General features: G+C 31.5%; 15 protein-coding genes. 2 read left to right on the top strand and 13 right to left on the bottom strand.

The genetic code is table 11. The features are described 5' to 3' along the window. Nucleotides 1–155: 155 nt before the first annotated feature. On the bottom strand, nucleotides 156–377 hold the full coding sequence (locus bsdtw1_RS12820; RefSeq protein ID WP_183277954.1) for a DUF2922 domain-containing protein: 222 nt from the start codon (nucleotides 375–377) through the stop codon (nucleotides 156–158). 155 nt (nucleotides 378–532) lie between these two features. Beyond that, nucleotides 533–754 carry a DUF1659 domain-containing protein gene (locus tag bsdtw1_RS12825; RefSeq protein ID WP_183277955.1) on the bottom strand — a complete coding sequence of 74 codons (222 nt, stop codon included), beginning with the start codon at nucleotides 752–754 and terminating at the stop codon, nucleotides 533–535. A gap of 420 nt (nucleotides 755–1,174) precedes the next feature. Here bsdtw1_RS12825 and bsdtw1_RS12830 point away from each other — a divergent pair, with 420 nt between their 5' ends. Beyond that, nucleotides 1,175–1,363, top strand: coding sequence for a YvrJ family protein (locus bsdtw1_RS12830; RefSeq protein WP_183277956.1), 189 nt, complete (start codon nucleotides 1,175–1,177; stop codon nucleotides 1,361–1,363). Nucleotides 1,364–1,426: 63 nt separating this feature from the next. Here bsdtw1_RS12830 and bsdtw1_RS12835 read toward each other — a convergent pair whose 3' ends face one another. From bsdtw1_RS12835 to bsdtw1_RS12875, 9 genes are all read right to left on the bottom strand, one after another. After that, the gene (locus bsdtw1_RS12835; RefSeq protein ID WP_183277957.1) at nucleotides 1,427–3,376 is read right to left on the bottom strand and encodes an FtsX-like permease family protein; all 1,950 of its coding nucleotides are present in this window, start codon (nucleotides 3,374–3,376) and stop codon (nucleotides 1,427–1,429) included. Between the two features lie 127 nt (nucleotides 3,377–3,503). Further along, nucleotides 3,504–4,265, bottom strand: a complete 762-nt coding sequence (locus bsdtw1_RS12840) for an ABC transporter ATP-binding protein (protein ID WP_183277958.1) — start codon at nucleotides 4,263–4,265, stop codon at nucleotides 3,504–3,506. A 388-nt stretch (nucleotides 4,266–4,653) separates the two neighbouring features. Further along, a complete protein-coding gene (locus tag bsdtw1_RS12845) occupies nucleotides 4,654–5,679 on the bottom strand; it encodes a sensor histidine kinase (RefSeq protein ID WP_183277959.1) in 1,026 nt (341 codons plus the stop codon). After that, nucleotides 5,676–6,350 (bottom strand): response regulator transcription factor, encoded by a 675-nt coding sequence (locus bsdtw1_RS12850; protein WP_183277960.1) that lies wholly within the window; start codon nucleotides 6,348–6,350, stop codon nucleotides 5,676–5,678. The genes bsdtw1_RS12845 and bsdtw1_RS12850 overlap by 4 nt, the downstream gene beginning before the upstream one ends. A gap of 317 nt (nucleotides 6,351–6,667) precedes the next feature. Beyond that, nucleotides 6,668–7,537: an aldo/keto reductase gene (locus bsdtw1_RS12855; protein WP_183277961.1), complete on the bottom strand. Its 870-nt coding sequence runs from the start codon at nucleotides 7,535–7,537 to the stop codon at nucleotides 6,668–6,670. A gap of 54 nt (nucleotides 7,538–7,591) precedes the next feature. Then, nucleotides 7,592–7,957 carry an ArsR/SmtB family transcription factor gene (locus bsdtw1_RS12860; protein WP_183277962.1) on the bottom strand — a complete coding sequence of 122 codons (366 nt, stop codon included), beginning with the start codon at nucleotides 7,955–7,957 and terminating at the stop codon, nucleotides 7,592–7,594. A gap of 249 nt (nucleotides 7,958–8,206) precedes the next feature. After that, the gene (locus bsdtw1_RS12865) at nucleotides 8,207–9,043 is read right to left on the bottom strand and encodes an ABC transporter permease (protein ID WP_183277963.1); all 837 of its coding nucleotides are present in this window, start codon (nucleotides 9,041–9,043) and stop codon (nucleotides 8,207–8,209) included. A 1-nt stretch (nucleotide 9,044) separates the two neighbouring features. Then, nucleotides 9,045–9,965, bottom strand: coding sequence for an ABC transporter ATP-binding protein (locus bsdtw1_RS12870; RefSeq protein ID WP_183277964.1), 921 nt, complete (start codon nucleotides 9,963–9,965; stop codon nucleotides 9,045–9,047). Nucleotides 9,966–10,167: 202 nt separating this feature from the next. Next, on the bottom strand, nucleotides 10,168–10,590 hold the full coding sequence (locus bsdtw1_RS12875) for a pyridoxamine 5'-phosphate oxidase family protein (RefSeq protein ID WP_183277965.1): 423 nt from the start codon (nucleotides 10,588–10,590) through the stop codon (nucleotides 10,168–10,170). 134 nt (nucleotides 10,591–10,724) lie between these two features. Between bsdtw1_RS12875 and bsdtw1_RS12880 the strand changes: the two genes are divergently transcribed. Beyond that, nucleotides 10,725–11,681, top strand: a complete 957-nt coding sequence (locus tag bsdtw1_RS12880) for a helix-turn-helix transcriptional regulator (protein ID WP_183277966.1) — start codon at nucleotides 10,725–10,727, stop codon at nucleotides 11,679–11,681. Between the two features lie 196 nt (nucleotides 11,682–11,877). On the opposite strand, the gene bsdtw1_RS12885 is transcribed toward bsdtw1_RS12880, so the two are convergent. Continuing rightward, nucleotides 11,878–12,402, bottom strand: a complete 525-nt coding sequence (locus bsdtw1_RS12885; protein ID WP_183277967.1) for a VanZ family protein — start codon at nucleotides 12,400–12,402, stop codon at nucleotides 11,878–11,880. Nucleotides 12,403–12,650: 248 nt separating this feature from the next. Beyond that, nucleotides 12,651–13,676 carry a D-alanyl-D-alanine carboxypeptidase family protein gene (locus bsdtw1_RS12890; RefSeq protein WP_183277968.1) on the bottom strand — a complete coding sequence of 342 codons (1,026 nt, stop codon included), beginning with the start codon at nucleotides 13,674–13,676 and terminating at the stop codon, nucleotides 12,651–12,653. Nucleotides 13,677–13,706 lie beyond the last annotated feature (30 nt).

Here is a 13,706-nt window from a genome sequence, read left to right on the forward strand (position 1 = left end):
AAAAATTACTTATAATGCTTTTTTAAATAATCTAAATAAATGAAATCCAATTATTTTGTTGTGCTTATAATGTTACAGTTACAGGATCAATGTTTTAATTAAAAACCCCTTGAATGTTATATGTACTTAACATTCAAGGGGTTTACCTTTTACTTCTACCCTACCTTATATTCATCAATATTCTTTGTTACAATCTGCGCTCCAACCTTTTGAACAAGATTTCCACCGGAACTAAAAAATGTATTTTTAACTATAATAGTGTCCATTGCCTTTGATATTTCTGTTGATATTAAAGTATCCTTAATTCCTCTAAGGGATAGATTAATATTCTCTCCCTTCTCATTCTTAAAGGTCATAACTAAGGTTTTTGTTTCCATTGTTTATCCTCCTTTCTTTGAAGTTAATTATTGCACTATCTGTAACATGACTGTACCACTGCATAATGAAATTTATATCCCTGCTGCTTTCAGAACTCAGAAGTGTTTTGGACATAGCCTTTGAATTAAAGTTGTGCTTTTTTACAAATTTAAGTTTAAATATCCTCCACTAAATAATCCTGCTGCTTTCTTATATAGATAGCATCTGTAGACATTAAACAACTTAATGCTTGTCCAACTTCATAAAAATCATTATCACTTAAGTCTAGTCTTACATTAGAAAATCTCTGACTACTAAAAGTATCGTCCCCCTTTTCATTAGTGCCAGTCTTATACTTCATTATCATAGAATTTCCGCTCAATATTGCTGTTGCCATAGCTTATCACCTCCATCTTATAGCCTCTTTCATTTGGTATATATGCCTGAAACTTAAACTTTACAGTAATTCCAAGGATTTTTTCTATAAAGCTTTTACAGCGTTCCATAGGAAACTACTTAAATTTTTGTATTCGAGCCCTTTCTTAATTTTTATATAGGAAAATTTTTAAACATATAAAAATATAACTTTTTAAAAATTTATGCTAAAATCAAGGTTTCAATTAATTTTGGTATTTTAACAGATATATAAGCTAAATACTTAAAACAATAATTATTTTTAAGGAGATTAAAGATTACTAAGAAAAAGAAAAAGTCAGATGACATACAAGAACGTGCTGCGAATATAATTTAGCAAAATGGAGGTTTTCACTAAAATATTGCTCACTAAAGCATATATGTTATTTAGGAGGTGATATTAATGGAGATAAATGATTTTGTCAATCTTATTGCAAACATAGGCTTCCCGGTGGCAACCAGTGCCTATCTGCTAATAAGACTTGAAAAACAGATTATTGGTCTTACAGCATCTATTAACAAACTCAATACCATAATTTCTACTAAACTCGGTATCGTTATTGATACTGCTGAAAATAACAAAATAGCCTAAGAAACAATGAGTTTGAAATAAAAATAGTCTTAGCCAGGTAAAACTAATGGCTAAGACTAAAATTTAATTATCTGAACTAACAATATTGTAATAGGAGTTTACCGTTAAGAAATAATAAACCATATATATCACAGTATAGGCACCGATTGTTAAAGTTATTGGCAATGCTAGGTTTATCCTCATTATCTTTGATAAAAGTGTTGATGCAACAAGACTGTGGGTTATCCCAATTACTAAAGGTAGCGAGAATACAATAAATATTTGCTTACTTATTGAGATTTTTATTTCCTTATTTGTAAGCCCTATTTTCCTTAGTATGCCATATCTGCTTTTATCATCATTAGCTTCTGATAGTTGCTTGAAGAATATTATGCTTCCTGTAGCTATAAGGAAAAGTAATCCTAAAAAGGCGCCTAGGAAAATTATAAGTCCTGAATACGTAATTCCAGCCCTGTAATCCATATAATATGATGAAAATACAAATGGTTCTCCGTCTTTTTGTGGTATCTCTTCTGATACCAGTTTTGTAATACCTTTTGTGAGATCTTCACTGTCTTTTTTGTTGTCAGTAATATAACCCTTTATTCTGTATGTATTGGCATTAGTGCGATAATTATTGTAAACTTCATCTGAAACAACTACAGAATTTCTCATCATTCCTGAATTTGTTAGGGAGTAAGCCTTAAAGTCGCTAACTTTCAAAGATAACTTTTCATTGTTTTCAACTATTGTAATAGTTTTTCCTAAATAGTCATCATACTCAGAGGTGAAATTTAATATTTGAGTAAATATTGCAGCTTCATTATTATCTTTTAATTTTATCTTATCTTTTAATCCCCTTGCCTTAGCAATCTCATTATAATTACTTTCCGATATTATATAAAAGCTGGTATCAAAAGTCTTTTTTGCTGAAAGTCCCTTTGATAAATCAGGCCATTGCCCCTTTACTTTTGCAAATTTCATATCAACAGCAGAAATAATTTTATTTTTGGGATACTCTGCTATTACGGCCTCAACTTTTTTATCTAGAGAATTGTCATTACTTGCATATGCATAGGTAAATCCATAGTTCTCCTGTAAATTCACTTCAAGTTTGTAATAAAAGCTTGTAGACAGCTCCATTGCTGTAAGTGTTGCAGCACTTAGTACTGCAATTGTAGCTAAAGTCCTCGCACTTGCTTTAATTCTGTATAGCAATTGTGAAGTTCCTATCATGTTAGAGCCTTTAAAGTATCTTCTCTCATTTTTCTTTGCAAGCTTGATGATCAATAATGTTAATGAGGAAAAAAGCATAAAGGTTCCAATTACTGTTAGCAGTAGAGTCACTGGGATTGAAATAACACTAGCACTTAATGAACCCTTTGTATATATTAGATAACCTCCGCCAATTAGCATAACAGATAAAATTGACTTAAAAACTGAAGTCTTTGGTTCCCTCTCGCCTTGGCTTTCTGCCTTAAAAAGCTCTATGAGCTTAAATCTATATATAAGCATGTAGCCGTGTATGGATGTAATGAGGAACAGAACTAAAAATACCAGTGCAGTATTTATAACTGCCTTCAAAGGAATCATAAATGCAATATCAGCTGAAAATCCCATGAGTCTAATTAAAAGCATTATAAATACCTTGGAAAGCAAACTTCCCATAACAATACCTGCTATAAGCGCAGCTGCACCCATCACAATGTTTTCATAAAAAAGCATTGTTCCAATTTGCTTTTTTCTTATTCCCAGAAGAGAATAGAGTGCCACTTCCTTTTTCCTTCTCCTTATAAAAAACGAGTTCGAATACCAGATAAAAATAGCAATAAATACTCCAATAACTGCTGCCGCTGATTTAAATACGGTAGAGAATTGTACCGAGGCACCAACAATCCTTTGAACTTGTGTGTTATATTGTATTGAAGTAAAGGTAAAGTAAATCATTATACTGAATACCATTGAGACGAAGTATAGAAAATAGTTGTAAAAGTTTCTTTTTATATTTTTAATGGCTATATCCATTAAGCCCATAATTATTACACTCCTTTTTTATCTATGAACCACTTCATAGTAAAGTTTATATTTTAAAATTCTCTCACCAGAACCCGTGATAGTTTTAAAAACATATTTCGAATCGAAGTAGTTCATCTTTAGCTTATTACATGTCACTCAGGCCGCCCCCAAGAGTTTTGAGAACATCAAGTATCTTTTGGAAGAATTCTTTTCGAGAACCTCCTCGGTAAAGCTCTGTAAATAGCAAACCATCTTTTATGAAGATTATTCTTTTACAATAGCTAGCCGCAAAGGCATCATGTGTTACCATCATGATAGTCGCTTTGTCTTTTTCATTTAAATCACTTAATGCCTGTAGAAGCTCAGTTGCTGACTTTGAATCTAGTGCTCCTGTAGGCTCATCGGCAAGAACTAGGGCTGGCCTATTTATAATGGCTCTAGCCGCCGCAGTCCTTTGCTTTTGTCCCCCTGAAATTTCATACGGATATTTATTTAAGATATCCTCAATGCCAAGGCCTGAAGCTACCTCCTTAAGTCTCCTTTTAATCTCATCTAGGTTAACCTTTGAAAGTGAAAGCGGAAGTACAATATTTTCCCTTACCGTTAATGTATCTAGAAGATTAAAATCCTGAAAAATAAATCCAAGCTTATTCCTTCTAAAAATAGATAGCTTCTCTTCATTCATTTTTACTATATCCTCTCCACCTATGGTTACAGTACCGCTACTTGGTTTGTCTATAGTAGAAATAATATTTAAAAGAGTTGTTTTCCCTGCACCTGAAGGTCCCATTATACCTACGAATTCTCCCTCGTTGATGTTTAGGTCTATATCATGAAGTGCTGTATACACATTCCCTCTTGAACCATACACTTTCTTTAAATTTTTAGCTGTTAGTACATTGCTCATATTAATACCTCCGATTTTTATCTCTCATCAAATTACAATATTATTGTATAAAATATAGTCTCTCCAATCCATTTATCATCCTTACAGAATCCTATTCTTATCTTACATTTTTGTCACTTATAAGTAAGAACCACTTCGATCAACTTCTATTTTAAAAATTTTCACGGGTTCTAATTAAGAAATTTAAAAAATATAAACCTTATTATGAAGTGGTTCTTGGATAAAGGGTTCCTGTGTCGAAACTTAATTTATACTTGTTTGAAAATCCCGGCCTCTGGGGATTTTCGGGCATGTATAAATTAATAGTTGAGCTAGGAACCCTATAAAACAAAAAAAGTGGCAATGCCACTTTAATAATCTCACATCAATTCAATTGCTTCTATTCCAATCAAAGCTGTAGATAATCCAATAACTTTGGAAATAGAATTGTCACCTTCGTATACGAACCATATTTTGATTCGATTACTATATCATGCCCAAGCTTCCTTGCCAATTTTTTAGAAAGATATAGTCCCATTCCCGTTGCTTTGCTGTTTTCCCGTCCATTATAACCTGTAAACCCTTTATCAAATACCCTCTCAATATCTTCAGGTCTGACTCCAATACCATTATCCTCTATAATAAGTCTCTGTAACCTTTCATCAGTTTCTCCATAAATTTTAATCTTACCTCCTGGTGAAGTATACTTTAACGCATTCGATAGCACCTGATCTAAAATAAAAGAAAGCCATTTTTTATCCGTAATAACCTCTAGTTCAGTATTATGTATTTCTACATTTATTTTTTTATTAATAAAAGTCTTAACCTGCTTTTTTACTGCATCCTTAACCATTCTGTCAAGTCCGGTTTCATTTACAAGATAGTCCTTTGAGAAATCATCAGTTTTAGAATAATACAGAGCCTGCTCTATATAATTTTCAATTTTATCTAATTCTTCCTCAAGGCTGTAGAAAGTTTCTTTCTTAGGAAACTTCGAATTACTTTCAATCAGCAGCCTACTTACTGCTATAGGAGTCTTAATTTCATGAACCCATGAGGTTATAAACTCTTCATACTCCTTCTTTTGTTCATGAATCTTTTCTATCATAGAGCTGTGTTCATTGTATAAAGCTAACAGTACCTCGTGAAAGAGAATTTGCTCATGATTTTTAGGTCTTGGAAGACGATTTATTATTTCATCCCCCTTGCCTTCAACAATATCTAATAAGTTTAAATAGTAATTTCTATGATAGAAATATCTTGCTACTAAATATATTATAAAAAAAGAAAAGGAAACCAAATTAATGTAGAGCACATTTCCTAGGCTTACTCTAACAGACCCATCCAAATAAATCATGGTTGAAATAAATAACATAAGAAGAATAAAGCATAATATTGAAATTTTTCTATCAGCTAAAAACTTAGTGAATTTCATAGGACTAAATACCCCTGGCCTTTCTTCGTTTGAATATAATCAACAAGTCCTAAATCCTCAAGCTTCTTTCTAAGTCTGTTAATATTTACTGTCAAGGTATTGTCATCTACGAAGCTTTCATCTTCCCAAAGAGCCCTCATTATCTTATCCCTGCTTACTATTTCACCATTTTCTTTCATTAGAGTATAGAGTATTTTAAACTCATTTTTAGTAAGTTCTAATTTATTATCCTTATATAAAACAGAATTGTCCTTAATGTTAAGTACCACACCATTAACCTCAATTATATTTGAAAAAGCATTTATATAATTATATGTCCTTCTTAAAAGTGCGTTTATCTTTGCCATCAATACTTCAAGAGAAAATGGTTTTTGTATAAAATCATCTCCGCCCATATTAATTGCCATTACTATATCCATATTAGTATTTCTGGAGGATATAAAGATTATGGGAACCTTTGAGACTTCTCTTATTTTGCCACACCAATAAAAGCCATCATAGGCAGTTAGGGTTATATCCATCAAAACCAGATGAGGCTCATACCTTGCAAAATCCTCTAACACATTATTAAAGTCTTGTACGTAGTATCCCTTAAGTCCCCATCTCTCTATATTCTCAAGAATTATTTCCCTCATCTTATGTTCATCTTCTACTATCAATATTTTAAACATGGTTATCGTCCTTTCAATAAATTACTGACATCTTAAGGCTCAATTTCACCCTTGAAAAATGCCGGTAAATCACTAAAAATATTATATACTAATCTATAATATATTGGAACTTCCATTTAGATTCAACATTTTCACATAATTAACAACTTCAATTATATTACAGTAAAACACAAACATGGATATTAAAATCGTTTTATTTGAAATAAAAAAATCCGTACATCAGATAACGATGCACGGATAAATCAAAGTATGTTTCAGCAATTATGCCACATTATAAATCTTTGCAGCCAACCACTAAGTTTAATAGAAAAACTAATTTACTTAATAAACATTTTCATAATTTTATTATAAAGAGGATTAACCATATAACCTGTAGGACTATGGGAATATCTTTTTCCCGTATTAAGTTGACTTATTTTTTTCATTTCTTCACTGGACAGTTCAAAGTCAAACAACTGGATATTTTCTTTAATTCTTTTTGGGTTTGATGATTTTGGAATAATAATAATTCCCCTTTGTATATGCCAACGTAAGATCACTTGAGCCACTGTTTTCTCATGATGACTTGCAATCTCTTTTAATACTGTATTTTTAAATAACTCCTTATTTCCTTGTCCTAATGGAGCCCAAGCTTCATGCAAAATTTTATTCTTAGCTAAATAATTATGTAATTCATCTTGGGGAAACTCAGGATGGGTTTCAATTTGGTTAATCATGGGTGTTATCTTCGAATGTTTCATTAATCTCTCAAGATGCTGAACTTCAAAATTTGCAACTCCAATGACTTTAATTTTTCCCTCTAGGTACAACTCCTCCATAGCTCTCCATGCTTCAATGTAACTTGGTGCTGCAAAATGGATCAAATACATATCAATATATTCTATATTTAAATTTCTACAAGTTCTTTCAAAGGCTTTCTTGGTAGCTTCATAACCAAGCTCCGTATTCCAGACTTTAGAGGTAATAAAGAATTCCTCTCTAGGTATTTTACTTTTCTGAATTTCTATACCTAAAGCTTTTTCATTCCCATATATTTTAGCTGTATCAAAATGACGATAACCTATTTTAATAGCCTCTCCTACTGCTGTTTCGAAATCTCCTGTCTTAGTTATTTTATATACTCCAAAGCCTACTTGAGGAATTTTTACACCATTAACTGCTTCAATTTCCTTATTAGCTAAATTCATTTACTTACTCCCTTCAAAAAAATTAATATATCAATGCCTATTAAAAACTATCATTTATATCTCTGTTTCATCTAAATTCATTTTCCAGCAATCAACCATAAATTCTTCAAGATGAGAAAATAATGCTTTCATTAAAACCAATCCACTCTTCTTCGGATTATTTATATGATAAAAATTCATCGTCCCTTGTTTTACTACATTCACAATTTTTGCTTCTTTTAATATCTTCAAATGATGGGAAACTGCAGGCCGTGATAGGTTTGTTCTTCTGCTTATTTCTCCAACTCTCATTCCCGGATAACTTCCCTTAGACAAACTTAAAATAATTAATTGTCTTGTCTCATCTCCAATAGCTGTTAGCACAGGTCTACATTCTTTAAATTCATCTTCCAGCTGCTTTAGATTTTCTAATTCATTCATTGACATAGCTCCTTTAAATAAAGATATCAAATAATATAATTAACTTTTTCATATGTTGATGGCTTAATCTTTTAATTCATGATAGCAATTTGTAATTACCTTATCAACATTGGTAAAGTAAATCGAGACGAATATATTATTCTTTATATTAAAATCATCTACAAATTAAAATAACACAAAAAAGCACTATCCTTTCTAGAATAATGCTAATTTTTTTAAACTTGTATTGTGCACATCAAGTATTTTTCATTACCCCCATAATGCACTGGCATCACTTGAACTTCTATTAAGTCGAGAAAAATCTGTTTTTACAAATGAATTAGTCGCTAATATCAAGAATATAATGCCTATAGCCACAATGATAGTAAAAGATATAATAGGAGTAACAATGAATCCGTGAATTTCAATTGCCAATCCCTGTTTCACAAGCTCTTCAGAGGATAAATTTGTTTTTTCCAAAACAACCATACGGAAAAAAGCAGTTGCATAGGTCATTGGATTGATATAAGCAACATATCTAAGTGTACTAGGTAACATCGATAACGGAATATACGCACCTGATATAAAGGTTAATGGCATAGTTACAGCAGTTTTAACTATTTGAAAAGTTTGACCATTACGTACAATGGTAGCTAAATATAACCCAACACCTGAAAAAACAAGTCCAACACTAATCATAGCTAAAAGTACCCAAAGTGGAGTTACCCATGAGGTAAATTTAATACCTATAAATAATCCAAGAATTAATATCATAATCCCTTGTATGGTGGATACAGTTGCTGCCGATAATAATTGGCCCATAGCAACATTTAACCTTTTAGCAGGAGAAACTAAAACTTCTTTCATAAAGCCACTTACCATATCATCAACGGTAGAGGAGGCTAGATTAAGTGAACCTTCAAACACTGTTGTTATGATAACTCCTGAGAGCATATATGCAATAGGATTTTCTATTGAATTAATTTTAAAAATAGCCCCAAACACATAAACAAAGAAAAATGGGAACACAAGTGAAAAAATCAAACCTGTCTTATTTCTTACAAAAGCTTTCAATCCTCTTTTCCACAATGCAAATACAGTATTCATATTATGCCTCCTCCCTAATTTTTCTTCCGGTAATCTCTAAGAAAACGTCATTAAAGGTACCTTTTTTTATTTCAATGTCAGTAATCACATCTTTTTGTAAACTTAAAACTTCCAATAAAGTATTAGTGTTTTCAGCATCTACCTTATAGTATCCATCTTTTTTCTCATAATTCATTTTAAATTCTGTGAGCATTTTTTCAAGCTCAGGTTCATTTTTTGTAGTGATATATGCCTTATCTTTAGTATACATTTTTTTCAAAGCATATGGCGTATCATGAGCCACTATCCTTCCGCCATCTATAATTGCAATCTTATCGCATATTTCTGCTTCTTCCATATAATGAGTGGTAAGAAAAATAGTTATATTTCTCTCTCTTTGAAGCTTCACAATATATTCCCAAATATGAGATCGTGTTTGTGGATCAAGCCCTGTTGTTGGCTCATCAAGAAATAAAACCTTTGGATAGTGTATTAACCCACGAGCAATTTCTACACGACGTTTCATTCCACCAGACAAAGCACCTACTAATTTCTTTCTTTCTCCCAATAAATCAACTAGCTTTAAAACAAACTGGATACGTTCCTCAACTTCTTTTTTGGGAACATTATAAAACACACAATGCATTTTAAGATTTTCATCAATTGTCATCTTTGAATCTAATGTTGAATCCTGAAATACCACTCCAATTGTTGATCTAACTTGATTTTTTTGTGTAGCAACATCTTTTCCATCTATTATAAGTGTACCTGATGTCTTATCAAATATTGTACATAGAGTATTTATCGTAGTACTCTTTCCAGCTCCATTGGGTCCTAAAAAAGCGAAAATACTCCCTTCCTCCACTGTAAAAGAAATATCATCTACAGCTGTAAATTCACCATATCTTTTAGTGAAATCTTTAACTTCAATTATAGGATTCATTTCATCATTCCCTTCATATGATTTTAACTTTTGTATTATAGAGAGATGTACCACTTCGATCCGAAATCTATTTTAAATCTCTCACATGTTCTGTTGAGAGTTTTAAAAATAATAGATTTTATTACAAAGTGGTACATACTTAATTATGTCTTATAATCCATATTTTAATCACTTTACAAGATTATAAAGAACCTTAATTGTATTATAAGGTTAACTTACCCACATTACCATAGCCTACCGTAACTTCAGCTTCATTAAAATGTATTTCATAAACTTCCATCATAGAGCCTGCATTTGCAACTGTAGCCTCGAAACCAGGATACTTTTTAGTAATACCAGCTTTTATATCATGAACTGTTAGATCACTTTTTTGAATCATAGCATTTTTAACTCTCACTATCCCAACTTTTCCATCAGGAATTGTTGTAAATGCTACCTTATTATTTTGTGAAATTTCCACAGTTTTTGCGGATTGCTTAAAGGTCGGAAAATATACAACATTGTTATTTTGGTTATCATAATAAAAAGTAATAATCCTTACGTTTGGAGCATTGTCTACTGAAGTTGCCAGTGCTAATGTAGCACTACTTTCCATTGTCATTTCAAATTCTTTTAAAAAATCCATTTTTATTCTCTCCTATAAATCTATTTATTCACTTACTGTTATTGATAAGTACAGTTCTATTATATTTGAATAACCTTGACATCTATATGTCATGGTTATATGTTATAATAAAAATAAAAACGTAGGTGATACAATTGAAAATTCACAGGTTAATATCCATTATTATGCTGCTGCTTGAGCACAAACAAATCAGTGCCACTAAGCTTGCTGAAATGTTTGAAGTTACACCTAGAACAATATATAGAGATGTAGACGCAATAAGCTTAGCTGGTATTCCCATTGTTGCTTATCCAGGTGTTAATGGTGGTATTAGCATTATGGAGGAGTATAAGATAGAAAAAAGACTTTTTACTGTTTCTGATGTAACTTCTCTATTAATCGGACTTGGAAGTATACATTCAACCATGACAAGCAAAGAAATCCTTAATACTATGGCCAAAATTAAAGGTTTGGTTCCAGAACACCAAATTAGAGATATTGAATTAAAATCAAATCAAATTACTATTGACCATGCTCCTTGGATTGGAAATAAAAATATAAATGTGAATCTTGAGGAAATTAGGACTGCTCTTTCTGAAAATAGATTAGTAGTTTTTAAATATTCCGCTCAAAATGCAATAAAGAGTCAAAGAAAAGTTGAACCCTATAGATTAGTTCTGAAGAATTCAAGCTGGTATTTACAAGGCTATTGCACTACTAGAAACGACTTTCGTATTTTTAAACTATCACGTATTTCATCACTTGAACTTCTAGAAGAGACCTTTCTTCCTAGAGAATTTGAATATAAAGCTCTAGAGCTACCTATTAATATAGATAAAAAAAGTATCAAAATTAAACTTCTTATTGATGAATCACTACGAGACATGATGATAGAATTTTGTGGTGAGGAAAACATTGAAGCTTACGAAAATAATAAATTTATAGTTTCTTTCCCATTTACAGAGGATGATTTTTCCTATAGTATGATACTTCGCTTGGGCGATAAATGCGAATGCTTAGGACCTGAAAATGTTCGGTTAGAGATTATTAGACGAGCTGAAAATTTATTGAATATTTATAAAAAGAGAGAAAAAATTACACCAGAAGAATAATATCGAAACTAATGAATACTTCCAATTAGTTTTACCATTAAATTATAAAATGTTGATATATGTTTTAAGGGGAACTTTGTTAGCCCCCCCCTTAAAACATATTTTTATAACGTTATGTGTAAAGTTTACTGTTGATTATGCTTAATTTCTGAGTTCTTTTTGTATAGGTATCTTCATGAATATGGAAAAAAGATATTTAGAATCTCATTCTCATTATAAATAAATAAAAAAATATACGAGGTAATCCAATGACAGATATTATTGTGATTGCAGTATTTACTTTTTTCTCATCTCGTAAGAAAAACAATAAAAACTTATACCCTAAAATACCAATTAATCCACCCACACAATTTAGAATTATATCATCGATGTCTGATGCTCCTATACCAAAAATCCCCTGAATGATTTCAACAAGCAAACTCACGATAAATATAACCAATAAATTATTTTTTACTCTTTTATCTTTTTTGAATAATGCCAAATATGTGCCAAGAGGAATAAATATAGCTATATTGCCAACCACATTACCAAAAGCAAATGCTCTTACATTAGCAGATTTGCTAGATATATATTCTATTATACTATTAAAAGGAATGACATTGATTGACCTATGCTCCAAATGCGAAATTCTTGATAAGAACAATATCTTGATTAACAAAATTATATAGCAAATAAAAACACCATATAAAAAGACTGTTTTAATTTTTTCTCGTTTATTCATAATACCTCCATTTTTCCGTTTCATCATTTTTTGCTATAGATATCTGACGTTCAGTTTACAAATAACTTTCAGCTCACATTTTTCAACTATTTTTTCTATGTTTATATTAAACAGAGCTAAAATTAAAAGTTTTTTAATCTTCATCCCCCTTCAAAGCCTGTCCAATTCACAATTTCATAATATAGAAATCAGTCAGGTAATGTTGGAATTTTTGCTTATGAAAATCTTAATAATTTCTTAAGGACTTATTATTTCCCTATACTATTGTATACAGTTAATGCATCAGTAATATTATACTGTTTAGTATGGTGATCTCCTTTTGCACCAGCTGAAATCATAATATATTCCTGTTTACCTACTTTTGCGAGACTTGCAAGACATAGACCAGCCTCATCGGTATATCCAGTTTTTCCTCCTAAAACTTCCCCGCCAATAATGTTTTGATTGTTGAGTTCTTCAAACATGGTACTATAAAAGGTTATCCCGCCAGGGTGCTTATTGGTAGGCTGTGTGGAATGACGAGAAGAAGTAAAAATCTCCTTGAAAGTATCATTTTTCAATGCATAGCTTAAAAGAATAGACAGGTCTTTCACCGTTGTATAATGGTTTTCATTGTGAAGTCCAGTGGTATTTTCAAAATGAGTGTTTTTCATACCTAGATCAGCAGCCTTTTTATTCATCATTTCTACAAAATTCTGCTCTGATCCCGCAATTTGATTAGCAAGTCCAATGCAGCACTCCGCACCGCTTGGTAGCAGTACTCCATATAACAAGTCTATTGCCATTACCTGCTCACCTGACTTAAAACCTGCCATTGATGCATCTGCTCCGTACAGACCCTGGAACGTAGAATTGGTCAGTTTGATTTCTTCCTTTAGATTAGGTAAATTCTCTATAGCAACAATGGCTGTCATCATTTTAGTCAAAGAAGCAGGATAGATTTTCTCTTGGCTACTTTTATCCATTAAAATAGTATGATCTTTTAAACGGATCAGAATGGCATAAGGACTTTTCAGCTTATCTGGTGATATGGAAACAGAGGAATTGAGTTCTATCTTTGAAGGAGGAACCAGTGTTGTTCCATTGTCAGAAGAATCCTTTGTCATATTTAAAGAAGAGTATGCCGAGTTTTTATCATCATATTGTTTTTCAAAGATGTTCTGGTATTCTGAAATAGTGGTGAATTTATAAACTAAATCAACAATTCCAACCATCAACAGAAATGCTAAAAATACTCTTATCGCTAATGTTTTCTTTTCTATTTTTCGTACCATAATAAAACAACTCCTTATTCTGTGCTGATA

Source organism: Clostridium fungisolvens (genome assembly GCF_014193895.1).
In the GTDB taxonomy this organism is placed as follows: domain Bacteria; phylum Bacillota; class Clostridia; order Clostridiales; family Clostridiaceae; genus Clostridium_AR; species Clostridium_AR fungisolvens.

Bases quoted from the DNA above. Each gene is read 5' to 3' on its own strand.
- bsdtw1_RS12890 (WP_183277968.1), bottom strand. From the start codon at position 13,676: ATGGTACGAAAAATAGAAAAGAAAACATTAGCGATAAGAGTATTTTTA.
- bsdtw1_RS12885 (WP_183277967.1), bottom strand. From the start codon at position 12,402: ATGAATAAACGAGAAAAAATTAAAACAGTCTTTTTATATGGTGTTTTT.
- bsdtw1_RS12825 (WP_183277955.1), bottom strand. From the start codon at position 754: ATGGCAACAGCAATATTGAGCGGAAATTCTATGATAATGAAGTATAAG.
- bsdtw1_RS12865 (WP_183277963.1), bottom strand. From the start codon at position 9,043: ATGAATACTGTATTTGCATTGTGGAAAAGAGGATTGAAAGCTTTTGTA.
- bsdtw1_RS12870 (WP_183277964.1), bottom strand. From the start codon at position 9,965: ATGAATCCTATAATTGAAGTTAAAGATTTCACTAAAAGATATGGTGAA.
- bsdtw1_RS12875 (WP_183277965.1), bottom strand. From the start codon at position 10,590: ATGGATTTTTTAAAAGAATTTGAAATGACAATGGAAAGTAGTGCTACA.
- bsdtw1_RS12840 (WP_183277958.1), bottom strand. From the start codon at position 4,265: ATGAGCAATGTACTAACAGCTAAAAATTTAAAGAAAGTGTATGGTTCA.
- bsdtw1_RS12860 (WP_183277962.1), bottom strand. From the start codon at position 7,957: ATGAATGAATTAGAAAATCTAAAGCAGCTGGAAGATGAATTTAAAGAA.
- bsdtw1_RS12835 (WP_183277957.1), bottom strand. From the start codon at position 3,376: ATGGGCTTAATGGATATAGCCATTAAAAATATAAAAAGAAACTTTTAC.
- bsdtw1_RS12830 (WP_183277956.1), top strand. From the start codon at position 1,175: ATGGAGATAAATGATTTTGTCAATCTTATTGCAAACATAGGCTTCCCG.
- bsdtw1_RS12850 (WP_183277960.1), bottom strand. From the start codon at position 6,350: ATGTTTAAAATATTGATAGTAGAAGATGAACATAAGATGAGGGAAATA.
- bsdtw1_RS12855 (WP_183277961.1), bottom strand. From the start codon at position 7,537: ATGAATTTAGCTAATAAGGAAATTGAAGCAGTTAATGGTGTAAAAATT.
- bsdtw1_RS12820 (WP_183277954.1), bottom strand. From the start codon at position 377: ATGGAAACAAAAACCTTAGTTATGACCTTTAAGAATGAGAAGGGAGAG.
- bsdtw1_RS12845 (WP_183277959.1), bottom strand. From the start codon at position 5,679: ATGAAATTCACTAAGTTTTTAGCTGATAGAAAAATTTCAATATTATGC.